General features: G+C 69.2%; 20 protein-coding genes and 1 riboswitch. Of the genes, 4 read left to right on the forward strand and 16 right to left on the reverse strand.

The window, feature by feature from the left end:
* Positions 1 to 52: 52 nt before the first annotated feature.
* The 4 genes from BO221_RS29030 to BO221_RS29045 form a co-directional block, all read right to left on the reverse strand.
* Complete coding sequence (locus tag BO221_RS29030) at positions 53 to 1,768, reverse strand: hypothetical protein (RefSeq protein WP_233166300.1); 1,716 nt, start codon at positions 1,766 to 1,768, stop codon at positions 53 to 55.
* A gap of 99 nt (positions 1,769 to 1,867) precedes the next feature.
* Positions 1,868 to 1,948, reverse strand: a riboswitch (cyclic di-GMP riboswitch).
* A gap of 80 nt (positions 1,949 to 2,028) precedes the next feature.
* Positions 2,029 to 3,003: a hypothetical protein gene (locus BO221_RS29035; protein ID WP_073563895.1), complete on the reverse strand. Its 975-nt coding sequence runs from the start codon at positions 3,001 to 3,003 to the stop codon at positions 2,029 to 2,031.
* 35 nt (positions 3,004 to 3,038) lie between these two features.
* Positions 3,039 to 4,877 (reverse strand): sensor histidine kinase, encoded by a 1,839-nt coding sequence (locus BO221_RS29040; RefSeq protein WP_073563896.1) that lies wholly within the window; start codon positions 4,875 to 4,877, stop codon positions 3,039 to 3,041.
* On the reverse strand, positions 4,874 to 8,209 hold the full coding sequence (locus BO221_RS29045; protein ID WP_073563898.1) for a response regulator: 3,336 nt from the start codon (positions 8,207 to 8,209) through the stop codon (positions 4,874 to 4,876). Before BO221_RS29045 ends, BO221_RS29040 begins: the two co-directional genes overlap by 4 nt.
* Before the next feature lie 182 nt (positions 8,210 to 8,391).
* Here BO221_RS29045 and lexA point away from each other — a divergent pair, with 182 nt between their 5' ends.
* A complete protein-coding gene (lexA, locus tag BO221_RS29050) occupies positions 8,392 to 9,054 on the forward strand; it encodes a transcriptional repressor LexA (RefSeq protein WP_043408269.1) in 663 nt (220 codons plus the stop codon).
* Positions 9,055 to 9,295: 241 nt separating this feature from the next.
* Here the strand turns inward: lexA and BO221_RS29055 are convergent, their stop codons facing one another.
* The 3 genes from BO221_RS29055 to BO221_RS29065 all read right to left on the reverse strand — a co-directional run bounded on the left by BO221_RS29055 (position 9,296) and on the right by BO221_RS29065 (position 12,985).
* Complete coding sequence (locus BO221_RS29055) at positions 9,296 to 10,432, reverse strand: lipopolysaccharide assembly protein LapB (protein ID WP_073563899.1); 1,137 nt, start codon at positions 10,430 to 10,432, stop codon at positions 9,296 to 9,298.
* Between the two features lie 16 nt (positions 10,433 to 10,448).
* Positions 10,449 to 11,507: a hypothetical protein gene (locus tag BO221_RS29060; RefSeq protein WP_198956204.1), complete on the reverse strand. Its 1,059-nt coding sequence runs from the start codon at positions 11,505 to 11,507 to the stop codon at positions 10,449 to 10,451.
* 116 nt (positions 11,508 to 11,623) lie between these two features.
* On the reverse strand, positions 11,624 to 12,985 hold the full coding sequence (locus tag BO221_RS29065; protein WP_158079928.1) for an MFS transporter: 1,362 nt from the start codon (positions 12,983 to 12,985) through the stop codon (positions 11,624 to 11,626).
* 103 nt (positions 12,986 to 13,088) lie between these two features.
* Between BO221_RS29065 and BO221_RS29070 the strand changes: the two genes are divergently transcribed.
* Positions 13,089 to 14,054, forward strand: coding sequence for a hypothetical protein (locus tag BO221_RS29070; RefSeq protein ID WP_073563901.1), 966 nt, complete (start codon positions 13,089 to 13,091; stop codon positions 14,052 to 14,054).
* Here the strand turns inward: BO221_RS29070 and BO221_RS29075 are convergent.
* From BO221_RS29075 to eno, 4 genes are read right to left on the reverse strand one after another with little or no spacing between them, the layout of a single operon-like run.
* Complete coding sequence (locus tag BO221_RS29075; RefSeq protein WP_083681488.1) at positions 14,051 to 15,484, reverse strand: glycoside hydrolase family 1 protein; 1,434 nt, start codon at positions 15,482 to 15,484, stop codon at positions 14,051 to 14,053. The two genes, BO221_RS29070 and BO221_RS29075, sit on opposite strands and share 4 nt — an antisense overlap.
* A gap of 57 nt (positions 15,485 to 15,541) precedes the next feature.
* Positions 15,542 to 16,453: a M23 family metallopeptidase gene (locus BO221_RS29080; RefSeq protein ID WP_083681595.1), complete on the reverse strand. Its 912-nt coding sequence runs from the start codon at positions 16,451 to 16,453 to the stop codon at positions 15,542 to 15,544.
* Between the two features lie 8 nt (positions 16,454 to 16,461).
* Entirely contained in the window at positions 16,462 to 17,256 is a 795-nt protein-coding gene (surE, locus tag BO221_RS29085) for a 5'/3'-nucleotidase SurE (protein ID WP_073563903.1), read from the reverse strand.
* Positions 17,257 to 17,271: 15 nt separating this feature from the next.
* Complete coding sequence (gene eno / locus BO221_RS29090) at positions 17,272 to 18,561, reverse strand: phosphopyruvate hydratase (protein WP_073563904.1); 1,290 nt, start codon at positions 18,559 to 18,561, stop codon at positions 17,272 to 17,274.
* Between the two features lie 96 nt (positions 18,562 to 18,657).
* Between eno and BO221_RS29095 the strand changes: the two genes are divergently transcribed.
* Positions 18,658 to 19,725, forward strand: a complete 1,068-nt coding sequence (locus BO221_RS29095) for an ADP-ribosylglycohydrolase family protein (RefSeq protein ID WP_073563906.1) — start codon at positions 18,658 to 18,660, stop codon at positions 19,723 to 19,725.
* Positions 19,726 to 19,821: 96 nt separating this feature from the next.
* On the opposite strand, the gene BO221_RS29100 is transcribed toward BO221_RS29095, so the two are convergent.
* The 4 genes from BO221_RS29100 to BO221_RS29115 all read right to left on the reverse strand — a co-directional run bounded on the left by BO221_RS29100 (position 19,822) and on the right by BO221_RS29115 (position 22,272).
* Positions 19,822 to 20,001 (reverse strand): hypothetical protein, encoded by a 180-nt coding sequence (locus tag BO221_RS29100; protein WP_073563908.1) that lies wholly within the window; start codon positions 19,999 to 20,001, stop codon positions 19,822 to 19,824.
* A 408-nt stretch (positions 20,002 to 20,409) separates the two neighbouring features.
* Positions 20,410 to 20,838 (reverse strand): type II toxin-antitoxin system RatA family toxin, encoded by a 429-nt coding sequence (locus BO221_RS29105; RefSeq protein WP_073563909.1) that lies wholly within the window; start codon positions 20,836 to 20,838, stop codon positions 20,410 to 20,412.
* 27 nt (positions 20,839 to 20,865) lie between these two features.
* Positions 20,866 to 21,831, reverse strand: a complete 966-nt coding sequence (glpX, locus tag BO221_RS29110; protein ID WP_073563911.1) for a class II fructose-bisphosphatase — start codon at positions 21,829 to 21,831, stop codon at positions 20,866 to 20,868.
* 39 nt (positions 21,832 to 21,870) lie between these two features.
* Entirely contained in the window at positions 21,871 to 22,272 is a 402-nt protein-coding gene (locus BO221_RS29115) for a thioesterase family protein (RefSeq protein ID WP_073563912.1), read from the reverse strand.
* Positions 22,273 to 22,367: 95 nt separating this feature from the next.
* Here BO221_RS29115 and BO221_RS29120 point away from each other — a divergent pair, with 95 nt between their 5' ends.
* A complete protein-coding gene (locus BO221_RS29120; protein WP_073563914.1) occupies positions 22,368 to 23,984 on the forward strand; it encodes an alkaline phosphatase family protein in 1,617 nt (538 codons plus the stop codon).
* 9 nt (positions 23,985 to 23,993) lie between these two features.
* On the opposite strand, the gene nadC is transcribed toward BO221_RS29120, so the two are convergent.
* A complete protein-coding gene (gene nadC, locus BO221_RS29125) occupies positions 23,994 to 24,836 on the reverse strand; it encodes a carboxylating nicotinate-nucleotide diphosphorylase (protein WP_083681490.1) in 843 nt (280 codons plus the stop codon).
* Between the last annotated feature and the right edge of the window lie 11 nt (positions 24,837 to 24,847).

Consider the following 24,847-nt stretch of genomic DNA (forward strand, 5'->3'; position numbering starts at 1 on the left):
ATACAGTTCAGAGTGTTGGTAATTTATCAGCGACCTTGCCGTGCCTGAAATTCTATCGCCGCGACACGACAAGGCTCCGCGCCCGGGTGCCCCGCCTGTCCCGGAGCAGCAACGAGGCGAACATCCACACCCCGAGCAGAACCACGGGGCCGCCCGCCGCACCACAGCCCACACGCACCTCCTCCGGCGGCGCGGCGGCCGGTGTCCCACCCGTCTCGGAGTCACCGCCCCGGATGTGCTTCCCCTCGTAGCCGCTGGGGACGAAGTACCGCGTGAAGCCAACCGCCTCGGGCCTGGATTCCACCTGGGCGGGAACGAGCTGGCCGTAGCGCGCCTCCGGCTCCTGGGACGTCTCCTCCCGCGGCCCGATGTCACAGGTCATCTCTCCGTAGAGACGCACCCGGAACGCACTGCCGGGACTACCCGCCACCTGGGCGGACAGCGCGAGCCGGCCCTGGAGCGGCACCCTGCGGGCCAGACTCGTGACGTCCTCCCGGATCTCATCCGGCCCCACATGCAGGCCCACGCCCAGCCACACCCAGCCCGCGGAGGCCGGCGACGCCTCGAAACCGTTGTCCACACAGAGCACACCGGTGCCCGTGCTCTCGAACTCCGTGGAGACCACCTCCGGCGCCCCCTCGGAGCGGCTCACCACCAGCGAGCCCAGCAGCGACCGCGTACCGGGCGAGGCGCACACAGCGGCGGTGTCCTTGATGGGGGTGCGCGTGCAATCGGCCGGCAGGCGGAACACGTAGGAGTGGACGTTGAGGTTGCCGCCCTGCCGCACCGTCCACACCACCCGCACCAGCCCCTCCGCGTCCATGCTGATGTCGCTGAGCGTCTCGCTCTCCGGCGTCTCGGTGAGGCGGTAATACGTCTGCGTGCGCAGGTCGTACAGCACGACATCGAAGTTGGGCGTCGCGCTGGACGCATCCCGCCGCTCGAAGGCGATGAGCGGACCGCTCACGTTGGGGTTGGTGTCCGTGCCCGGGAGCGCGAGGCGATGGACCTCGCCCCCACCCACCGGCTGCCAGGCGATGTCCGACTCCAACACGCCCTCGACCAGGGAACGCGTCACGTACGCCACCACCTCGCCGTTGGTGTCGGGCAGGGACTCCTCGCCCTCCGGCCCGGTGAGCTGGGAGACCTCGTAGCCTCCCTCCACCTCACGGGCCGCCCAGAGGTCACACCCGTCGACGCTGGTGGCGCACCGGGTCCACACCACCACCCGGCCATCCGCGCTGACGGCGGGCGAGCGATCCATGCTCGTGTCCTCCGTCAGCCGGGTGAGCGCGAGCGTGTCCAGGCGGTAGGCAAAGATCTCCGGCGGGAGGGACTCGGCGGTGTAGCCCAGTTCCTGCCAGGCCACCGTCCGGCCACCCAGGGTGGCCGCGCGCCGCTCCGCACCGGAACGTGGGGCGAGCTCCCGCGCGCCACCGTCCGCGCCCACGTCGAAGCGGAAGATGCGGCCGGCGTCGGTGGTGCGGGTGAAGACGATCGTGTTGCCGCTGATGTCGGCCAGGGCGTCATAACCCCCCTCGGTGGGGATGGCCCGATCCTCGCCCGTGAGCAGATCGTGGTAGCGGATCTCACTGCTGCTGAGGCTGCTCTGGTGGGTGTAGGCGACCAGCGCCCCGCTCACATGGGGATCCGTCTGATCCCCGGGTCCGTCGTTGACCACCTGCGTCCTGCCCGTCAGCGGTGCCGTGGGCTGGCCCAGTGCCAGCGCGGGGAGCAGACACAGGAGGGGGATGAGCGTTCGCGACATCGTGGCGGACCTCGGTTGCACATCGGGGGAGATGGACCCATCCCTCCCAAGGACACTCCCGGGCACAGCCCCCCAAGCGCCACGCATGGCGCCAGTTCCCACGGCAACCATGGCCGGCCGCACTTCGGGCCCCACGGCTTTGCGCACCCTGGCTTTCACCCGGGATTGCCCTTGGTACTGGGACGACTCTCAGCTCTTGAGACAGTGCAAATCAGAGGCCGGGAGGCCGGACATCGAGGCGCTCGTCTGTCCGCCTGCCCTCATGGGCCCTTGGCCCCCGGGTCATCCCATATCCCCGGGTCCACTTTGACCGAGGGCGGGGTGGTATCCAGGTTGAAATCGCGCGCCTCCTCCTGGCGCAGGCCGCCCACGGAGAGCGCGTCCACCTTGAGGGAGTTCTGACCTTCCTGGAGAGGCAGGACCTGGGAGAAGCGGCCCTCCTCGTCGGTGGGGACGAGCCGACCCCCCACCCGCACCTGATTGCCGGGGTCCGTCTGCCCGGAGACGACGACCTTGCGCCGCGGGTGGGCGGGCCAGTTCACCTTGAGCAGGAGGCTGGTGGGGATGGGGGTGGGCTCCGCGGGCGCGCGGCCGGGGCGGATGATGGACTGCTGGCCGGCGCGGACGATGACGACCTTGCGCTGACCGCTGAAGGTGACCTCGCCCTTGCGGGTGGCCAGGGACACGGTGCCCGCGCCGTTGTTGTTCATGGTGAAGGTACCGCCCTCGGTGCGGGCCTCGGCGTCGCTGCCAGCGGCCTTCATCTCGAAGGTCTGACCCGACCCCGTGTCGACGCGGGCCGTCGTCATACCGTTGTTGAGCAGGAAGCGGGTGAGCGAGTGGGTGAGGACCTCCACGGACACCTCGGCACCGGCCTCCATGCGGACCTCCACGGCCTCGCCGCCGATGATGACGGCGTAGGCGCCTTCCCGGGTGCGCACCGCGTCCGAGGGATGCAGGGCCTCGCCCACGCTGGCGGTGCGCCATTCGCCGCCGCCCCGGCGCACCTCCACCGTGCCGCGGCTCTCCTCCAGCTTGAGCTCCAACGGGCGCGCCTCCGGCGGGGCCTCGGGCGGCGGGGCCACGGGTGGTGGTGGGGCCTCCACCACGGGCGCGGGGGCGGGAGCGGGAGGCTGATGGAGGAAGAGGAAATAGCCCAGCGGCAGCGCCGCCAGGATGGCGAGGAGTCCCAGGAGGAAGGGCGCACTGCGCCGGGGGGAGCGGGGGGCGTCCATACAACCCCCAAGCTACCTCAGGCGGGGCCCGGGGCTCACGCCTTCGGCAACCAAACGGTGAAACAGGTGCCCTGCCCCACCTCCGTGCGCACATCGATGGTGCCGCCCGCCTCGCTGACCACCCGCCAGGCCACGGAAAGCCCCAGGCCCACGTTGGACCAGACGTCCTTGGTGGTGAAGAAGGGCTCGAAGATGCGCGAGCGGTGCTCGGGGGCGATGCCCTTGCCGGTGTCCTCCACCTCGAAGAAGCCCCGCCCGTCCCGCTCTCCGGTGCGCAGGGTGAGCCGCTTCGCCCCCGACTTCATCATCGCGGTGCGCGCGTTGGACACCAGGGCCAGCACCACCTGGGACAGGTGCCCCGGATCCGCCTTCACCTTCGCCTGGGGGGAGGCCAGCTCCGTGTCGAGGGCAATCCCCTCCCCCTTGAGCTGATGCTCCGTGAGCGAGAGCGCATCGCGCAGGACGGCGTTGAGGTCCACCGCGCGCAGCTCCGGCTTCGCCCGCTGCTGGGAGAAGCGCAGCAGGTTCTGGGTGATCTCCTTGCAGCGCTTGGCGCTCAGCTCGATCTTCCGCAGCGTCTCGAAGTCGGGATCCTTCTCGTCGCGCTCGAGCATCAGCAACTGGGTGTTGCCCAGGATGCCGGCCAGGGGGTTGTTGATCTCATGGGCCACACCGGCGCCGAGCTGCCCCACGGCCGCGAGCTTCTGGGCCTCGAGCAGCTGGACCTGGGCGGCCTTCAGCTCGGAGGTGGCTTCGTCCACGCGGAGCTTGAGGTCATCGTTCCAGCGCAGCATCCGGGTGCGCGCGGCCTCCAGCTCGGAGCCCATGCGGTTGAAGGTGGAGGCCAGCTCGCTGAGCTCGTCCTCGCCATCCACGGTGACACGCCGCTCCAGCTCGCCGCGCCCGAAGGCCTCGGCGCCCGCCACCACCCGGGACAGGCGGAGGTTGAGCCGGCGCGTGAAGAGCGCGCCCAGGCCGAGCAGCACCACGAAGGCGGCCCCGATGGACAGCAGCACCGTGCGGCGCATGCCGCGCACCGGAGCCAGGGCGACGTCCTCGTCCACGGCCACCACCACCTCGAAACCGGGCACCTTGGGAACCCGTGCGGCGCTCACCCAGATGGCGGGAGCGTCCACCCGGAAGCCACGCACCTGCGTGTCTTCCTCGGCGAGCCGGGCGGCCAACGCGGGCTCCAGCGGCTGGAGGCGGCGCTCCGACAGGGAGCTGGCCAGGATGCGCCCGGCCGTGGTGTCCACCAGGTGGATGTACCCCGGATTGCCCAGCGCACGCCGCGCCAACAGGGCCTCCAGGTCGGAGAGGACGACCTCGGCGAGCGCGAAGGGAGCATCCTCCCCATCCCCCAGCTTCACCGCCACCGCCACGGCCGCCCGCCCACTGAGGGCGTGCGCGTAGACGCGGCCCAGGGCGGCCTGTCCCTTGTTGCCACGGCGCAGCGTCTGCACCGGCACCGCCCGGGCGAGCGCCTGCGTCGCGGAGGGCTCGAAGCCCGGGTGCTCGCTGTCGCCGGCGGCCTGATACACAGGTGGGCCGCGCGGGACGCCCTGCGCATCCAGGTGCAGCACCGCGCTGACGGCGGGAGACTGCCCGTAGAGCAGCTGGAGCCCGCCCTGGAACTCCTCGGGGGTGATGCTCTCCCAGTTGAAGAGCTCCGCCGAGCGGGCCAGCGCATCCACCGTCTTCATCAGCTCCGAGGAAGCGCTCTCGGCGGTGGTCTCCGCGATGACGCGCTGCTCGGAGAGGATCCTCCCGGCCAGCGCCGCCTCCGCGCGCGACAGCAGCAGGAAGCCCACCGCGGCCAGGGGCAACACGCTGGCCGCGAGCATGAAGAGGATGAGTTGCTGGTAGAGCCTCATCCCGTGGCCGTCCGGATGACCGCCAGCTCCCGATCACTGCGCAGGTAGACGGAACCTTGAATGGCCTTGGCGCGCTTCTTCATGTCCGCGGCCTGCCGCGCCAGCTCGGCATGATCGCTGGTCAGCCCGTCGCTCAGCACCGCCACCACGGACACGCTCATGATGGGGAACTTGCGCTTGTCCCCGTAGCGGTCATCCGTCTCGATGTAGCCGTGCTCGCGATCCTGCTTGTCGTAGTAGAGCGGGATGATGCGATCGAAGGCCTCGATGGCACGCTGGCAGATGCGGTCCACGCTGTCCGGGGAGGTGACGAAGACGAAGTCGTCCCCCGCCACGTGGCCGAGGAAGTCCCCGGGCAGGCCGTCCTGGCCGAACACCTCGCGCAGCAGATCTCCCGTCTGGCGGATGACGCCGTCGGCCTTCGCGAAGCCGTAGTAGTCGTTGTAGGCCTTGAGGTTGTCCAGGTCGAGGTAGCAGAAGGCGAAGGGCCGGCGCTCGGCGAGCCGGCGCTGCACCTCGCGCTCGATGGCACCCGAGCCGGGCAGTTGCGTGGTGGGCGAGGCGCCCAGCTCCTGCTCCTTGCGGCGCAGCACCATCTCCACGCGCGCGCCCAATTCCAGCGCGTCGAAGGGCTTGGTGAGGTAGTCATCCGCGCCCAGCTTGAGGGCGCGCACCTTGGCGCTCGTCTCGGAGTGGGCGGAGATGAAGATGACGGAGATGTAGCCGCTGGCGCGCTCGGCCTTGAGCTCCGAGAGGAAGTGGTAGCCGTCCCCGTCGGGCAACTGCACGTCCAGCAGCAGCACGTCCGGGCGGCGCTCGCGCAGGGCCCGGTGCGCCTCCTCCAGCGAGGAGGCCACCTGCACCTCGTAGCCGTGGCTCACCAGCACCTCGCGGCAGATGACGCCCACCTTCTCGTCGTCGTCCACCACCAGCACGCGCCCGTGGTGCTGGCCGGCACTGCCGCGCACCAGCGAGTCCACGGTGGCCAGCAGCCGGTCGGACTGCAGCGGCATGGGCAGGAAGGCATCCGCCCCGGCCCGGAAGGCGCGCTGACGCTCGTCGAAGGCGGAGAAGAGCAGCAACGGCAGCTGCCGCGTGTCCGGATCATGCCGGAGGATCTCCGCCAGGCGCAGGCCGTCGATGACGGGCAGCCGCGCATCCACCAGCAGGGCATCCGGGCGGTGGGCGCGCGCCTGGGTGAGGCACTCCTCGGCGGTGGGGGCCAGACGCACCTCGTAACCGCGCGCTCGCAGCAGGGCCTTGGTGATGTAGCCGATGTCCGGCTCGAACTCGGCGAGCACCAGACTGCCCCGCCGCTCGGGGTTGTGCTTCTGGGTGAAGTCCAGGCCGTCCGGCCGCAGGTACTCGCCGGGCGGCTCCACGGGCAGCACCACCACGAAGCGCACACCGTCGTGGCAGGGCTCGCACCAGATGTGGCCGGCGTGGGCCTCCACGATGTTGCGGCAGATGGCCAGACCCAGTCCGGTGCCCCGCACGGTGCGGTTGGCCTGGGTGCGCGCCTGCTCGAAGCGATCGAAGATGCGCTCCAGGTTCTCCTCGGCGATGGGCTCGCCGCTGTTCCAGCACGTGAGCGCCACGTAGCCGGGCACCGCCGAGGTGGCCTTGAGCTCCAGCCGCACCTCCCCGCCCTCGGGGGTGAACTTGGCGGCGTTGGTGAGCAGGTTGTTGAGCACCTGGGTGAGCCGGTTGGGATCCGCCAGCGCCCGCAGACCGTGCTGCGGCAGGCCGGCGGACACCTTGATGCGCCGCTCCAGGAAAGCGGGGCCGTACTTCTCCACCGCGCGGCGCACCTGCTCGTCCACGTACGTCCACTCGAAGTTCATCCGCAGCCGGCCCTTGGCGAACTTGGCCAGGTCCAGCAGGTCATCCACGATGGCGTTGAGCTTCTCCGTCGAGTCGCGCGCCAGCATCAGATAGCGGCGCTGCTTCTCGTTCATGTCGCTGGCCAGGAAGTTGAGCACCAGGTCCAACGAGCCGGAGATGGAGGTGAGCGGCGTGCGCAGCTCGTGGCTCACCATGTGGACGAACTCGTCCTTGCGCTCCTCGAGCTGCTTCTGCTCGGTGACGTCGCGCAGCACCACGCACACGCCGCGCAGCACCCCGCGTGCGTCGTTCACCGGGGTGACGGTGGTGTGGATGGTGCGCTCGTCGAGCTTCAGCTCCTCGCGCAGCACCTGGGCGCCGCCGTACTCCCAGCCGCGCACCAGCTCGAAGGGATCGAACCCGAGCTTCTCGCGCAGCCGCTTGCTGGCATCCGGGGCGGCGGGCCCCTCCCCCAGCACGAGCAGGCGGCGCGCGGCGGGGTTGAGCACGACGATTTCATTCTTCTCGTCGGTGAGGATGACGCCATCCGCCATGGACTCGACCATGCGATCGATCCGCTGGCGCGAGGCCTCCTCGGAGGCGCGCAGGGACTGGATGGCATCCGCCGTCTGGTTGGCGAGCGTGTCGAGCAGCGCGCCATCCTCCTCGGAGTAGACGTGGGAGCGCTGGGAGAAGAGCGACAGCAGGCCCACGGGGCGGCCCCCGACCGTGAGGGCGACGGTGAGCTGGCTGGCCCAGGTGGCCGGGGCGGCGGCGTCCTGCGAGGTGGTGCCCGTCACGTGCGTGATGACCCGGTCCTCGGGCAGCACCAGCCCCGAGCGCTGGCCCCACGCGGCCAGCATGGACTCCTTCACGCCCAGCAGGGATTGCTCCCCGACGACGGTGCCCTGGCAGCGCAGGCGCAGGGTGGCCGTGCGATCCCACCCCACCGCGATGAGGGCCGCGCCACAGTCGTATGGCAGCACGCGCGACACCGCGGTGAGCACGCGATCGATGATGGCGTCATAGCCGAGCGGCTCGCCGGCACTGGCGCGGCTCACCTCGTAGAGGACGCCGAGCGCTTCCACCCGCTGGTGGAGCTGGCGCAGCAGCCGCTCCTTGTCCCGCCGCAACTGGGTGTACTCCACCGCGTTCTTCACGGTGATGACCAGGTCGTTCAGATCCCAGGGCTTGGTGATGTAGCGGTACACCTGGCCGCGGTTGATGGCGGCGATGATGTCCTCGGGATCCGTGTAGCCGGTGAGGAGAATGGCCGTGACATCGATGCCCTCGGAACGCGCGGCGGCCACCAGCTCGATGCCCGTCATCTCCGGCATGCGCTGGTCGGTGATGAGCAGGTCCACGCGGTGCTGCCGCAGCAGTCCCAGGGCCTCGGGTCCGGAATTGGCCGAGAGCACCTGGTAGCGCTTCTGGAACATGCGCACGAGGAGATCGATGACGTCGGGCTCGTCGTCGACCAACAGGAGGGTATGTCGGGGCTCGGACAAGGTGTCTGGAAGTCTACGCGCAGAAGGGGGACGACCCCAGCACCTGTTCGGAACCGGCGGGCACACACGGATTGTGCGTGCTCATCCTTGAACGAATTGACTCTATACGTATGTTCAGGGAGCATGACGGTACTGAAAGTTTGTTGCGCCGGTGGGTTGCCCACCAGACGAGGGAGCGAGGCATGGAAGAGCTGACTGAACGCCAGCGGGAAATCCTGGCCTTCATCGTCAAGGAGACGGAGTCGCGGGGTTTCCCGCCGACCATCCGGGAGATTGGCGAGGAGATGGACATCCGCTCGACCAACGGGGTGAACGATCACCTCAAGGCGCTCGAGCGCAAGGGCTACCTCAACCGGGGCGAGCAGCAGAGCCGGTCGCTGGTACCCACCAAGCGGGCGCGGCTGTTGCTCGGCCTGGGAGCGAGGAAGGAGTCAGGCCTCATCGAGATCCCCCTGCTGGGCAAGGTGGCGGCCGGCGCTCCGTTGCTGGCCCAGGAAAACGTGGAAGACTCGGTCCGGATCGACAGCTTCCTGCTGGGCGGTCAGGGACGCGAGGTCTTCGCGCTCCGAGTGAAGGGCAACTCGATGATCGACGACGGCATCTTCGACGGGGACTACCTCTTCGTCCGGAAGACGCCGCAGGCCCAGGCCGGGGACATCGTGGTGGCGCTCATCGAGGACGAGGCCACGGTGAAGCGCTACTACCCGGAGGGCGAGCGCATCCGCTTCCAGCCGGCCAACGCCACCATGCAGCCCATCTACGTGAGCAAGGCGGACTTCCGCTCGACGATGATCCTCGGCCAGGTGGTCGGCGTGTACCGCAAGCTGCCGGGAGTAAAGCACTAGCCCCCGTTTCACTTCTCATCGGTGAGAAGTGGAATGTCCCAGGCCCGTTTCACTTCTCATCGGTGAGAAGTGGAATGGGCCTGTTGCGTTTCACTTGTCGCCGGCGACAAGTGGAATGCGCCCGCCTCGTTTCACTTCTCATCGATGAGAAGTGGAATCGCCCTCCCCTTTTTCACTTGTCGCCGGCGACAAGTGGAATGCGCCGGATGGGCGTGCCGCACTTTTCCGCTCCGGTCGTTGCTCAGGGGCACTTCTTGAGCTTCACGCCATTCTTGGCGATCCGTTCACACACCGTGCGAACGGTGGCCTCGTCCTTCAGCTCCTGGGCCAGGGTGGCGGTGCGCAGCTGTAGGTCCAGGTCCTTGGAGTGGTCCGGCTCGGCGCTCAAGTTGGTGAGGATGCGCAGGGCGTCCGGCTTGCGGTCGAAGGTGGAGAGCAGCGCCGCCAGCTCGGTGAGCTCGTGGATGTCCGAGCCGGAGACGGTCTCGAGCGCACGCCCCAGCTCCTCCTCGGCGGCCTTGCGGTCATTGCGGCTCAGGTGGAGGCGCGCGATGGCCACATGGACGATGGCGCGCTCCTTCACGCGCAGGGACTCGCGGTAGGCCGCGAGCGCCTCCTGGGGCTTCTCCAGCTTCGAGTAGATCTCCCCGACGAGCTCCCACAGCGTGGGATCCTTGGGAGACGCGGCAGCGGCATCGCGATAGGACGCCGCGGCGCGGAGCAGCTCGCCCGCCCGCACCTGCTCGTCGCCGAGCGCGGTGAGCAACTCGGGAGTCCGCACGCCCTTCCCCGTCCACTCGCCCAGGAGCAGCAGGGCCTCGGCGTGGCGCCCGTCTTCCGTGAGCACGTCGACGGCGCGCAGCACGAGGGGCGCCTTGCTGGCATCGGGGATCGCCTCGGCCGCGAGGACGAAGTGCTTCACGGCGGCGTCCTTCTCGCCGCGCTTGACGTGGAGTTCCGCCAGTTGCTCGAGGGCGTTGAAGTCCTTGGGGTTCAGGGCGAGCGCCTTGCCCAGTGAGCTCTGGGCCATGTCGCTCTTGCCAAGCTGGGCCTGGATGAAGCCGAGCCGGCTCCAATTGGTGGCGCGCTTGGAATCACGCCGGAGGGCGAGCTCGAACTGGGTGGAGGCCTCGCTGAGGCGGCCCATGGACAGGTAGACCTCGCCGATGGCCGCGGGCAGGCGGGGGTCGTCCGGGGACAGCTCCTTCATCGTGTTGAAGGAGGTCAGGGCCTCATCGAACTTGCCCTGGAGGTACTCGGTGTTGCCCTTCACGTAGTAGCCCTCGGCCTGATCCTTGGGAGAGGGCTGCGAGGGCCGGTCCTCGCAACCAGCGGCGAGGAGGGCAAGCAGGGACAGGACACGCCAGCGCGGATGCATGTGGGGAGCTCCAGGCTCAGAAATGCCAGGCGATGCCGGCGTTGAGTTCGAGGTTGAGGCCGCTGCCCAGTCCCCCATCGGAGAGGCCGAGCGTGGCCTGGGCGATGTTGGTGGAGGCCTCGAGTTGGATGCCGAGATGGCCGGCGATGAGGTACTCGCAGCCGAAGAAGCCGATGACGGTGGGCAGTGGGCCGGTCTGCCGGAAGATGCCGAACTCGCCGAAGGACAGCTGCACGCCGACGCCCAGCCCCCAGTACGGACGCAAGGCGCTCTCGACGTTGTGGTAGTGGCGCAGGCCGAGCACGCTGGGCAGGACGTTGAGGCCGCCCTTGCGCCCCGTGTCCTGGGCCGTCACGTAGGAGAGGCCCACCTGTCCGAAGACGATCCACTCGGGATGGAACTGGAAGCCGATCTCCACGTCACCACCCGGGTTGAACGAGGAGAGGTTGGAGATGAGGCTGTTGTTGAACCGCACGCCGAGGAGGAAGGAGCCCAATCCGGGGACCTTCGTGACGGTGGGCGCCTTGGCGATCTCGCGCTCCGTGGACTCCGGGATGAGCATGGCGAGCAGTTGATCCGCGACCGACACGGCGGCGCGAGGCAGGGCATCCCGCGCGGCGACCTCGATACGAGGCCGGCCCAGGGCGCGTCCGCTCTCCGCGTCCATCAGGCTGGTGGTGAGGACGAAGCGGGAGCCGAAACCGTCGAGCCGGCCGGTGATGACGTAGCGCGCCTTGCTGGAGCCGGGAGTGCCGGGGGCGGCCTCGGGACAAGGGCCCGCGGCGCAGACGCCCGCGAGGCGGACGGCCTCCTGCTCCGACGCGGTGGACACCGCGAGACGGGAGGACTCGGCGAGCCGGCTCACGAGGAGCGACGACACACCCGCGGCCTGCTCCCGGGCGTCCGCGTTGCTCTCCAGGGAAAGGAGGATGACGGTGCGGACGGTAGCGGGCTCCGGGGCCTCGGGAGCGGGCTCCGCGGAGGGCGACGCTGCCTCCGGCTCCGGGGAGGGCGGCTGCGCGCCAGAGGCCGTGCCAAGCAGGAGGACGAGCAGGAGTGGCGGAAGGCGACTCACGGGGCGCCACTCTAGTACCAGACGGCCCGCCCGGGGCGGCGAGAAGCGGGCCCGGCATGGGCCCACCTGCCCGCCCGGTGCGCCCTCGGCCCGCCCGGGCGCCGGGCCAGCGGTGCTCAGCGGGCCTTCTTCACCCGGGCCACGAACACGGTGCCCAGCGCGAAGTAGAGGATGGCCACGGAGAAGATGACGGTGTAGCCCATCGTGGGCCGGCCGCCCTGCTTCCCGAAGGCATTGAAGGTGTCCAGCAACCACCCGGCGACGGGGGTGGCCAGGAGCTGCGGCACCGTCAACGCCATGTGCCAGATGCCCATGTCCTTCGCCGCGTCGTCCATGTCCGGCAGCACGTCCGTGGCCAGCGCCCAGTTGACGCTCTCGTAAGCCCCGTAACCCACGCCGAACAGGGCGCCGATGAACAGCGCCGCCAGGTAGTTGTCGTTGAAGATGAAGCCCGCGGCCACCACCGCCTGGATGGCTCCGGCGACGTAGACCACGCGCTTGCGCCCATACCGGTCCGAGAGCTTTCCGGCGATCACCGTGCTGGGCAGGGCCAGCAGGAGCAGCAGGCCCAACACGCCCAGCACGGCCAGCTCCGGCGTCGTGGCCAGCGGCCGGCCGAACACCGAGAAGTCCTTCACCACGTCCCTCAAGTAGAACAGGAGGAAGCTCTGGACGCTGAAGACACCCATCGACATCAGCATCCGGGTGAGGAACACCCAGCGGAAGTCCCGCGCTCCGAACGGCGCCACGAAGCCCTTCAGGAACGAGCCCCATTCAAAGGGCTTGGGCTCGGTGGTGAGCGGCTGCTCGCGCGTGCCCAGCACGGTGACGAGCACGCCCACCACCAGGATGAGGCCGATGAGCATATAGACGCGGTAGATCTGCCCCTGGAACTCGCCCAGGGAGGCCTGCTGGCTCACCATGGAGCTCGCGAGACCCATGCCCACGCCATTGCCGAGCAGCGTCATCAGCCCGTACCACCCGGCCACGGAGCCGCGCTGCTCCGGGTGCACCACGTCCGGCATGAGGGCCGTATAGGGTGCCGTGGCGACGTTGTTGGCGAAGTTGGCCATGAGGTAGGCCCCCACGTACAACCAGTACGCGCCGGTGAAGCCCCACAAGCTGTCCGTCTTGAGGAAGGGGAAGGTGGCCATCCCCACCAGCGCCACCAGGTTGAGCGCCGTGCCCACCACCATGAAGGGCCGCCGCCGTCCCATGCGCAGCCGCACCCGATCACTCCAGGCACCCAGCAGGGGCGGCACGAGGATGCCGGTGATGGAGCCGATGGCGATCGCCGTCCCCACCCCGGCCCCCTTGGACTCGTCCCCCACCATGACGAGCACCTGGGACTGCACCAGGATGGTGAGGATGGCTCCCCAGTGCACGTTGCTGGAGAACCAGAAGAACGTCAGATAGAGCTGCTCCAGCGTGCCCAGCCGTCTGGACTCGTTGGGTAGCACCGCGGCCGTGGCTTCCAAGGTCGCCTCATTCCTGATGTAGCATGGGGCCCCATCATTCTGGCCCCGGCGCGTTTCGGTCCACACGATGCCCCGGAGCCCCCCACGAAGGAAAGAGGGCCCCATGCCTTCCTCCGCCTCTGCCCGTCCCCTGCTGTGCGGTCTGCTGCTCCTGGGATCCAACTCGCTGGCCGAGAGCCCCACCCGGGACGTCCCCGAGGTTCCGCGCGCCGAGCCTCCGCTGACCGGCATGCCCATGCGGCGGCTCAACCTCGATCACTTCATCGGCGGTGGCGTCAATCCGACGGTGGCCGAGTACAAAGTGCGCGTCAGCCACACGCAGCGTCTGGGTCAGAGCGAGGACATCCTCTGGCGCGACACCTTCCTGGGGCTGGGCGGGCAGGTGCGTCTCAACCCCTGCTACACAGCGGTGGGGCCCACGTTGAATTGGCAGCCCATCGCCATCTTCAACCTCAAGGCCGTGGTGGATGCCTACGGTTTCTTCGGCACCGCCGGCATGCTCCAGTCCTTCCGCTCCCCGCTGGATGAGTACTCCGACGCGGTGCAGCGCGCGAACACCGACTCCCAACAGACCTACGGCACCACCGGCTGGCACGCCATGCTGCAGCCGACCTTGCAGGCCCAGATCGGTCCGGTCGCCCTCCAGAACGTCGTCACGCTCGACTACTTCAACATGCGTCTGCGGAACGGGGACACGCTCTGGTACGACGCCGGCCCGGACACGCTGCTCCCCGGCCGCGGTTTGATGCTCACGGAGGAGGTCAACCTCGTCTACTTCGCCGGCCCGCTGACGCTGGGCGCCACCTTCCGCTACCTCCTGCCCTTCTACGACGAGGAGAACTTCCGGCCCGGCGAGGACGTGAAGGCCGCGAACAACTCCAACATGCGGCTGGGCGCGCTCGTCGCCTACACCTTCCAGGATGGAGGCTACTCCTCCTTCAACCACCCCACCGCCTTCCTCACGGCGACGTGGCACGTGAGCCACCGCTACCGCGCTGGCCAGGAAACGTCCCAGGCCATCCCCTTCGTGGGCCTGGGCTTCTCCTTCCAGCAGGACTTCGTCTACTAGGCCGCGTCGTCCGTGCGCGCCTGGGGGTCGAGTCCCAGGCCGCGCGCCAGCTCCTGGAAGGTGGCCACCGCCGGAGTGGGCGTCCGCGTCCTGTCCGGGCTGCTGTAGTCCACCTGGAACAGGCCGAAGCGCGGCTCGAAGCCCTCCGCCCACTCGAAGTTGTCCAGGAGGGACCAGTGGAAGTAGCCGCGCACGTCCACGCCCTCGTGGGCCGCGCGCACCACCGCCTCGAAGTGCTCGCGCAGGAAGCCGGGCCGGCGATCACCCTTCCCGTCCGCCATGCCGTTCTCGGTGATGTAGATGGGGAGGCCCGCCCGCCCGTAGCGCTTGAGCGCCTGGTAGAGGCCCTCGGGGTAGATGTCCCAGCCCAGATCGTTCACCGGCCGTCCCTCGGCCACGTACTGGCGTGACAGCGTGGGGCTCTTGAAGTCCGCGCGCACCATGTCCCGCGAGTAGTAGTTGAGCCCCAGGTAGTCGTACGAGCCCTTCAGGTCCGGCACCGCCTCGTCCAGGTCCGCCATGCCCGGCACGGAGATCTGGATGCGGCCCGTGCGGTTCACGTCCACCAGCAACTGGTTGAAGAGGCGATCCGTGAAGCCCGCCATCACCCGATCCATGGGAGAGCGCGTGGCTGGCTGGAAGATGCGCACGTGGTGCGCGATGCCCACCCGCGTGGCGTGGCCGTCCCCATCCGCGTCCACCGTGTCGTGCTCGCGCAGCTCCCGCGCCATGCGGGCGTGGGCGCGGATCTGCCGCGCCAGCACGTGCAGCCCCAGCTTCCCGTCCTGCAATCCCGGCGGCCACTCGCCCTTCATGTAGCCGAACGCCATCAGCACATTGGGCTCGTTGAGGGTGCACCACAGGTCCACCTCGGCGCCCAGCTTGCGGGCCACCCGGCGGGTATAGGCGGTGATCCACTCCACCGTCTTCTCATTGGCCCACCCGCCCTGGGCGGCCACCCAGCGCGGCAGGGTGAAGTGGTTGAGCGTCACCATGGGCTGGATGCCCTGGGCGCGCAGCATCCGCATCCACTCCAGGTAGCGGTCCGCCGCCGCCTCGTTCCACGTGCCCTCCTCGGGCTCGAGCCGGCTCCACTCCAGGGACAGCCGGTAGGCATTGGCCCCCAGCTCGCGCAGCAGCGCCACGTCACCGGCGAAGCGGTTCCACGAGTCGCACGCCATCCCGGACACGTCCTGGTGCTTGATGTGGGGCTTGCCGTCCGGGTACGAGCCCTTCTCCCACTCGGACCAGTCGTTGTCGTTGCCCCCCTCCACCTGGTGGCTGGCGGTGGCGGCGCCCAACAGGAAACCGGACGGCAGCACCTGCCGCGCGGGAGGCAGGGGCGCCAGAGCGGACCTCGACGGGGCCGGCGGATGGGGCTCCGAGACCAGGGAACCGAGGGCGATCTTCGCGGCGTGGATCAAGCTCATGGGCGATCCCCTACCACGGGAGTCCACCCACCGGGCAACCGGGACCGCCCGCGAGCGTCACGACGAGGGCAACGGCCCCAGATAGTCGAGCGGATCCACCGGCTTGCCGCCGACACGCACCTCGAAGTGGAGCTGGGGGCCGCTCGTCTTGCCGGACTCGCCCACGGTGGCGATGACCTGGCCGCGCCGCACCTTCTGGCCGGTGCGCACGCGCAGGTCGCGGTTGTGCGCGTAGAGCGTGATGAGGTGCTCCGAGTGCTGGACGATGACGATGAGCCCGTAGCCGCGCTGCTCGCCCGCGTACAGCACGGAGCCTTCCTGGGCGGTCTTCACGGGCGTGCCCGCGGGCGCCGCGAGGTCGATGCCATCATGCGGCTCGCGTCCCTTCTTCCCGAAGCGGGCGTACAGCACCCCGCGCAGGGGCCAGTCCAGCATCCCCTTCGTCTCCGGTACCGGGCGGGAAGACGCCGGAGGAGTCGTGGGCCGGGGCGTCTGACGTGACGGCGCGGTGACGACGACGGGAGGCCTGGCCGGGGCCGAAGTCCCGGACGCGGCAGGCTTCGCGCCAGGCACCGGCCGAACCCTCTCGGGCTCCGGCGTGGGAGAGGACTCGGTGGCCACCCGCACCGGCTTCTCGAAGCCGGGGATGATCAGCTCCTGACCAACGGAGAGGGTGCGCGGGTCGGAGATGCCGTTGGCCTCGGACAGCTCCTCCACGGTGATGCCGTAGGTACGGGAGATCCGGTACATCGTCTCGCCCGGGGCCACGGTATGCCGGACGGAGACGAGCTCCGGCTCCGGGTGGGGCTCGCGCAGCTCTCCGAGCTCCAGGGGGGGCGATTCGGAGACAGGCGCGGAATCAGCGGCAATGGGAGGACGGGTGACGCCCGGCGCCACCGCGCAGCCGGTGGTGGCGAGCAGCGCGAGCAGCAGCAACCCCGCTGCCCGCGCTGGACTGGCGCCCGCCACCGCCAACCTCAGTCGCCTCCCCTGCCCACGTCGCGGCGTGGGAAGCCTTCGAGGTTCCAACCCTCCAGGGCCGCCAGGGCCTGGGTGTCGGTGAGCTCGAAGTTGAGGGGCGTCACCGAGATGCGGCGCTCATCGTGCACGGCGTTGCAATCGCTGCCGGGGATGTCCTCGTGCTCGTAGGTGCTGCCGCCAATCCAGTAGTACTTGCGGCCGCGCGGGTCTTCCTTCTCCACCACGTCGTAGCCGTACGAGTGACGGCCCAGGCGGGTGATGGCATAGCCCGTGGGCTCGCCCCGGGGGATGTTGACGCTGAGCAGCATCCGGGCCGGCAGCTTGGGCTGGGCGATCGCCGCCGCCACCAGCGAGCGGGCGAAACGCGCCCCGTGCTGGAAGTCGAACGGCGCGCGTGACACCAGACTGAAGGCAATGGACGGGATGCCCAGCAGCGCCGCCTCCCGGGCAGCAGCCACCGTACCCGAGTAGTTGACGTCGTCGGCCAGGTTGGCCCCGTGATTGATGCCAGACACCATGATCCGGGGGCGATCATCCTTCATGAGGTGATGGATCGCCAGATAAGCGCTGTCCGCCGGGGTCCCATCCACGCAGTACCAGCGCTCCCGGATCTCGGTGATGCGCAGGGGGCGGTTGAGGGAGATGGCGTGCGAGGCCGCGCTCTGCTCGCGGTCCGGCGCCACCACCCACACCTCCCCCAGCGGGCTCACCGCGTCCACCAGGGCACGCAGGCCTTCGGAGAAGTAGCCGTCGTCGTTGGAGACCAGGATGCGGGGTTTCTTGTCGGCCACGTCTCTCTCGTTTCCTTACTTCAGGCCCTTGATGGCCCGCTTGCCCGCGTAACGCGCACCGGCGCCCAGCTCCTGCTCGATACGCAGCAACTGGTTGTACTTGGCAACGCGGTCCGAGCGCGACGCGGAGCCCGTCTTGATCTGCCCGCAGTCGAGCGCCACGGCCAGGTCCGCGATGGTGGTGTCCTCGGTCTCGCCCGAGCGGTGGCTCATCACCGAGGTGTAGCCGGCCTTGTGGGCCATGCGCACCGCCTCGAAGGTCTCCGTGAGGCTGCCAATCTGGTTCACCTTCACCAGGATGGAGTTGGCCACGCCGCCCTGGATGCCGCGGCCCAGGCGCTCCACGTTGGTGACGAAGAGGTCATCGCCCACCAGCTGGATCTTCTCGCCGAGCGCGTCGGTGAGGCCCTTCCAACCCTCCCAGTCGTCCTCGGCCATGCCGTCCTCGATGGAGACGATGGGGTAGCGCGACACGAGCTGCTGGTAGTAGTCCAGCATGCCCTTGCCGTCGAACTCCTTGCCCTCGCCCTTGAGGCGGTACTTCTTCGAGCCCTTGTCGAAGAACTCGCTGGCGGCCACGTCCAGCGCGAGGAACATCTGCTCGCCGGCCTTGAAGCCCGCCGCGGAGATGGCCTCCATGATGAGCTTGAGGGCTTCCTCGTTGGCCGGCAGGTCCGGGGCATAACCGCCCTCGTCACCCACGCCGGTGGCCAGCTTGCGGCCCTTGAGGATCTTCTTCAGCGCGTGGAAGACCTCGGCGCCCCAGCGCAGGCCCTCGGAGAACGAGGGAGCGCCCGCGGGCACCACCATGAACTCCTGCACGTCCACGCGGGTGTCGGCATGGGCGCCGCCGTTGAGGATGTTCATCAGCGGCACCGGCAGGGTGCGGGCCTGGGCGCCGCCAATGTAGCGGTAGAAGGGAAGGCCGAAGGCATCCGCCGCCGCGCGCGCCGTGGCCATGGACACCGCGAGGATGGCATTGGCGCCCAGCTTGCTCTTGGTGGGCGTACCATCCATCTCCAGCATCTGCTGGTCCACCGCGAACTGGTCCGCCGCGTCCATGCCCACCAGCTCGGGGGCGATCGTGTCCACGATGTTGGAGACGGCCTTGCGCACGCCCTTGCCCAGGTAGCGATCCTTCTCCCCGTCCCGCAGCTCGAGCGCCTCGTGCTCACCGGTGGAAGCACCGGAGGGTACCGCCGCACGGCCCTTGGCCCCGCCCGCCAGGAAAACCTCGGCCTCCACGGTGGGGTTGCCGCGGGAGTCGAGCACTTCACGCGCCACGATTTGAGCAATCTCGGTCATGGCGCCGGGTTCTAGAGGACACCTCCAGCCCTCGCAAGCCTGCTCGAAGGGAGGACTGCTACACTGTCGACCCCCCGAAGTCCCGTTCACCGCCAGATGCCGCCCCCACGACGACCCATCACCCCTGGACCCGACCCCTACCCGAGTCAGCGTGGCCGAGGCGCGCTCCTGGGGCTCGCCGTGGGAGATGCGCTCGGCGTCACCTTCAAGGGGAAGCTCCTCCCCGCCCCACCCTTCCCCCAACTGGCGGACGTCCCCCACCGGACGCTCAAGGGAGGCGGCCCCTTCGAGCTGCGCAAGGGCCAGGTGGGCGAGAACGGGCAGATGGCGAGCTGCCTGGGCGTGGGCCTGCGCGAGCTGGGCACCTACGACGCGGATCAGCAACTGCGCCGCTACCTCGCCTGGCAGGGACACGCCGCCGGCATGAGCGAGTACATGACCGAGGTGCTGACGGAAGTGGCCGAGTCCGGCCTGCCCAAGGCGACGGCCGGGCGGCGCATGTGGCTGAAGGGGATGCGGCGCGTGGCCCACAACGGCAGCCTGGCGCGCACGGCTCCCCTCGGCGTCTTCTTCCACGAGGACACCCAGGCCCGCGTCCAGGCCTCGCTCGCGGACTCCGCGCTCACGCACTTCGATCCGCGCTGTCAGCTGGCGTGCGCCGCCTTCAACGGCTCCATCGCGCACGCCCTCACCGCGGGCGAGCGGTTGAAGAAGGAGGATCTCATCACCGCCGCGATGAGCGGGCTGACGGTGGGCAGTGCCATCCTCGGCCGCTCGGCCGCCGACTACGTCCAGGAAGTCACGGTCGCCACCACCTTCCTCAAGGAGGACCTGGCCGCGGCCCAGCAGGATGACCCGATGCTCTACTGGCCGGACCTGCACATGCACCGGAAGCAGGACCATGTGCGGGTGGCCTTCCGGCTGGCCTACTGGGAGGCGCTGCACGCCCCCAGCTTCGAAGCCGGGATGCTGGACATCATCAACCGGGGTGGGGACACGGACTCGAACGGGGCCGTCGCTGGCGCACTCCTGGGTGCACTCCACGGCGAGGACGCCATCCCATCCGAGTGGCGGCAGGGCGTGCTGGAGGCGATGGGCCACGGCTCGGGGCCGCTCGGGTCGCTCTACCACCCCCGCCAGTTGTTGCCGCTGGCGCCGGAGTGAGGCGTCCCCCGGGGCCAGAAAGCACGAAGCCCGCGTGGGCCGTCCCCGTGACAGGACGTCCACCGCGGGCCTCGGAAGCGCGAGAGCGGAACCGGCTCAGGCGAGCAGATCGATGATGATGACGCCGCGCTGCGGCTTCTCGTCGTCGTCGGCGTCGGTCCTGCGCTTGGGGCGCTCCTCGGGCACCGGAAGCGGGATCTCCAGGGCGGGACGGTCCCGCTCTTCCCGGTTCCGTTCCCGGCGCTTGATTTCCTCGATGATGAAGGCGTCGAGCATGGGTTCGGTTTCTCCACTCAGCCTACGTACCCCGATGTACGCCCGCCATCCCGCTCCTGGTTTCCTGCCACCCTATCGGCTTCTGAGTACATCAGATGCAAATTAAGGACCCTGGTTCCTTCCTGAATCCGCGCAAGCAACCTCGCACGCTTGCCCTTCGACCACCCGGCTCCTGGCGTTGGCGGAAATGTCCAGGAAACGAAGTGGCCTCGAACCACCGGACGCCGAGAACGTTGACTGGATTCTAATCGAGCCAGCGCCCCCCGCAAGCGCTCCAACCCGGCAGAGTCTCCTGGACATCCGGAGTGACGGCTCTTCCTGGATACGGTCCGTCCACCCGCCTGCCCTCCGGCGGACCGGAGGGCTCATGCCGCACAGCGTCGAAGCTGGACGCGGGTGTTCCGGGGACTAGGCGCCCTCGGCCCGGCGCTTGAGGGCGTCCAGCATCTTGGGCAGCGACTGGTCCACCAGGGCGTTGAGGATGGCCTTGGGAACCAGGGGGCCCACGGCCACATCCACGCTGTAGGTGACCTTGGTGCGGCCCTCGCCCTCCGGCTCCAGCACCCAGCTGCCCTTGTTGTCCTTCATCACCTCACCCTCCACGAAGGACCAGGACATCCGCTTGGCCTTCTCCTCGCGGGCGAGGATGGTGTAGCGGATGGTCTTGATCTTGAAGTCCACCTCGTAGTGGACCTTCACCTCGTCGCCCTTGCGGTCCGAGGTGCGGATCTTCTTCACCTCCTCGAGCCACTCGGGGTAGCGGTCATAGTTGGTGACGATGTCGTAGACCTTCTCGGGCGGGGCGTTGACGACGATGCTCCGTGAGGCGCCAGGCATGGTGCGGGTCTCCTCGATGGGGGTTGCCTAGAAGTTGTAACCCGGCTTGCTGTCCAAGCGGTGACGAGACTGGATGAAACGCACCGTGCCGGTCTTGCTGCGCATGACCACCGAGTGCGTCTCGCAGCCGTTGCCGAAGAAGCGCACGCCGCGCAGGAAGTCGCCGGTGGTGACGCCGGAGGCGGCGAACATGACCTCACCGCCGGCCAGCTCCTCGGCCGTGTAGATCTTCGTGATGTCGGTGATGCCCATGCGCTTGGCGCGGGCAATCTCGTCGTTGTTGCGAGGCACCAGGCGGCCCTGCATGTCGCCGCCCGTCGAGCGGATGGCCGCGGCGGTGATGACGCCCTCGGGGGCGCCGCCAATGCCCATCAGCACGTCCACGCCGGTGTCCTCGAAGCAGGTGGCGATGCCGCCGGCCACGTCCCCGTCATCGATGAGGCGGATGCGCGCGCCCGCGGCCCGCACCTCCTTGATGAGGTCCGCGTGCCGCTCGCGGTCGAGGATGACCACGGTGAGGTCCGCCACGTAGACCTTCATCTTCTCCGCGATGGCGTGGAGGTTCTCGGTGGCGGTGCGGCGCAGGTCGATGGAGCCCCGGGCGCGGGGGCCCACGGCGATCTTCTCCATGTAGGTGTCCGGCGCGTTGAGCAGCTTGCCCTTCCCGGCCATGGCCACCACGGAGATGCTGCCCGGACGGCCGTAGGCGCACAGGTTGGTGCCCTCGAGCGGATCCAACGCGATGTCCACCTCCGGATCCTCCGGGTTGCGCCGGCCCACCTTCTCGCCGATGTAGAGCATGGGGGCCTCATCGCGCTCGCCCTCGCCGATGACCACCGTGCCCTGAATCTGCAGGGCGTCGAAGGCCCGGCGCATGGCGTCCACGGCGGCCTGATCCGACTCGTTCTTGTGGCCGCGGCCCATGAGCCGGGCGGAGGCGATGGCCGCCATCTCGGTGACGCGCACGGCCTCCATTGCCAGGTTGCGATCCATTGTGGTGTCTCCTTGGAAACGACGTGAAGAAGTGGGGACTCAGGGCGCTTCGTGCAACAGGCGCACGACCGCGTCCGGCAGGCGGGTGGGCTTGCCATCGCGGCCCACGCAGGCGTGCACGGTGCGCCCGGTGCACAGGGGGGTGTCCGGGCCCCCCTCGCGGAAGATCTCGTAGGTGAACGTCAGCGACACGCGCTTTACCTCGCTCACCCGGACACGCACGAGCAGCACGTCCTCGTAGCGAGCGGGGGACTTATAGGAGGCAGTGGCCTCCACCACGGGCAGGCCCAGCCCCTCGCGCTCCACCTCGCGGTAGCTGCCTCCGCGGGCGCGGAAGTACTCGCTGCGGGCGAACTCGAAGTAGCGGAAATAATTGGCGTAATACACGACCCCCATCTGGTCCGTGTCGCCGTAGATCACTCGGATTCGTGCTTCGACCATGAGTCGCGGCGACCGTAACAGGGGAGTGTGCGCCCGGAAAGCATGGGGCTCGGGAGTTGGTTGCTTCTGAGCAGGAGGCATGGAGGATCATCTCCATGCTCCGCATCCTGTCCCTGCTGCTGCTGCTCACCGCCCTACCCGCCCTGGCGGCGCCCCCCCGGTTGACGCTCTTCATCACCGTGGACGCGCTGGGCTCGGATCTGCTGCTGCGCTCGAAGCCGCGCCTCAAGGGAGGGCTGCGGCAGCTCATCGACTCGGGGGCCTTCTACCCGTACGCGCGCTATGGCTACGCCAAGCCGCGCACCGCGCCGGGCCACACCACCCTGGCCACCGGGGCCAACCCCTGGCGCCACGGCATCGTGGACAACCGGATCATCGACCGGGCCACGGGCAAGCCCGAGCGCGTCTTCCCGGATCCGGCGCACCCGGTGTTGGAAGCGCCCCTCTCCATGGAGGACGTGAGCCCGGCCAACCTCATGGCGGAGACGTTCGCGGACCGGCTGCGGTTGTCCACGCAGGAGCAGGGCAAGGTGATCGCATTGTCGGGCAAGGCGCGCTCGGCCATTCCGCTGGCCGGCCGGCTCGGGCAGGCCTACTGGTTCGACGAGACGGTGGGAAAGTTCACCACGGGCACCTGGTACACGAAGGAGTTGCCGGACTGGCTGAAGGCCTTCAACGCCGCCAACCCCACCGCCGCGTGGTTCAACAAGACGTGGGAGCCGCTGCTGCCCCGCACCGCGTACGTGGGGGAGGATGATCGGCCCTACGAGGGCGAGCACTACGGGCTGGGGCGTGTCTTTCCGCATCCCCTCACCGGCGGCCTCCCCTCCCCTGGCCCCCAGTCCTATACGGCCTTCGCCATTTCTCCCCTGTCCCTGGACCTGGTGGTGAAGGCGGCCCGGGCGGCCATCGAGGGCGAGGGCCTGGGCAAGGACGCGGTGCCGGACGTGCTCGCGGTGAGCTTCAGCGCCACGGATCGCGTCTTCCACCAGTACGGCCCCAACTCGTGGGAGATGCAGGACACAATGCACCGGCTGGACAAGGCGGTGGGAGACTTGGTGGCCCTGGCCGAGCGCGCCGCCGGTGGACGGGCCAACCTCCTGGTGGTGCTCTCGGCGGACCACGGCGGCGCGGCGGTGCCCGAGCACTGGGCGGCCTCGGGCGTGGGGGCCGAGCGGGTGGATCCGCGCGCCCTCTCCAAGGGGCTGACCGAGGCGCTGCGGGCGCAGTTCGGCGGGGACATCACCGCCACCGTCGAGGAGCTGGACGTGTACCTGGGCGGCAAGACGCTGGAGGGCGGCAAGGTGGACGGGGCGGCGGTGCGGCGGGCCGCGGCGGCCTGGCTGGTGAAGCAGCCGGCCGTCACCCTGGCGGTGGCGAGTGATGACCTCTACACGACGCCGGACGTGGCGGGGCTGGTGGAGCCCCTGCGGCGGGGCTACTACGCGGGACGCAGCGGCGACGTGCTCTTCGTGGTGAAGCCCTTCCACGTCATCAGCACCGAGACCGTCGGCACCAACCACGGCACGCCGTACGCGTATGACCAGCTCGTGCCCGTCATCCTGGCGGGCAAGGGGGTGAAGCCGGGCATCTACCCCCGGGAGATCAGCACCACGGACGTGGCGCCCACCGTGTCGGCTGTGCTGGAGATGAACCTCCCCGCGTCGGCCGAGGGAGAGCCCCGTCACGAGGCCCTCGTCCCCAGCCGCTGAGCGGACGGCCTAGCGCGCCTGGACGATCTCCAGGGACAGGTCCATGGCGCGCGCCGAGTGGGTGAGCGCGCCCATGGACACGAAGTCCACGCCGAGCTTCGCCAGACGGGGCAGGCGCTCCAGGGTGATGCCGCCGGAGACCTCGAGCGGGATGCGGCCGGCCGTGAGCTCCACGGCGCGGCGGATCTGCTCGTCGTCCATGTTGTCGAGCATCACCACGTCCGCGCCCTCCTCCAGCGCCTCGGCGAGCTGATCGAGGTTGGTGACCTCGATCTCGATCTTCACCAACTGGGGCGCGTTGGTGCGAGCGCGGCGGAGCGCCTCGCGGACGGAGCCGCCCACGGCCGCGATGTGGTTGTCCTTGATGAGGACGCCATCGAAGAGGCCGAAGCGGTGGTTGAAGGCACCGCCAGCCTTCACGGCCTGCTTGGACAGCGAGCGCATGCCGGGGGCTGTCTTCCGCGTGTCGAGGATGCGCAGTTTCGTTCCATGCACCGCGGCCATGACCTGCTGGGCCATGGTGGCCATGCCCGAGGTGCGCTGGACGATGTTGAGGGCGGTGCGCTCGGCGGTGAGGAGCGCACGCATGCGGCCGTGAACCCGGGCCACGAGGGCCTTGGGTTGCACCTCCTGCCCGTCGCGCGCGAGGAGCTCGACCTTGACGTCGGGATCCACGCGCACGAAGACGCGGGCGAAGGTGTCCAGTCCGGCGAGCACGAGCCGCTCCTTGGCGATGAGCTCGGCGGAGCCCATGGCGTCCGCGGGGACGAGGGCTTCGGTGGTGATGTCGCCCGCCGCCCCGAGGTCTTCCTCCAGGGCGAGCGAGATGAGGCGATCCAGGAAGGCATCCATGTGAGTCGCGT

Source organism: Archangium sp. Cb G35, assembly GCF_001896145.1.
Taxonomy (GTDB): Bacteria; Myxococcota; Myxococcia; order Myxococcales; family Myxococcaceae; genus Archangium; species Archangium violaceum.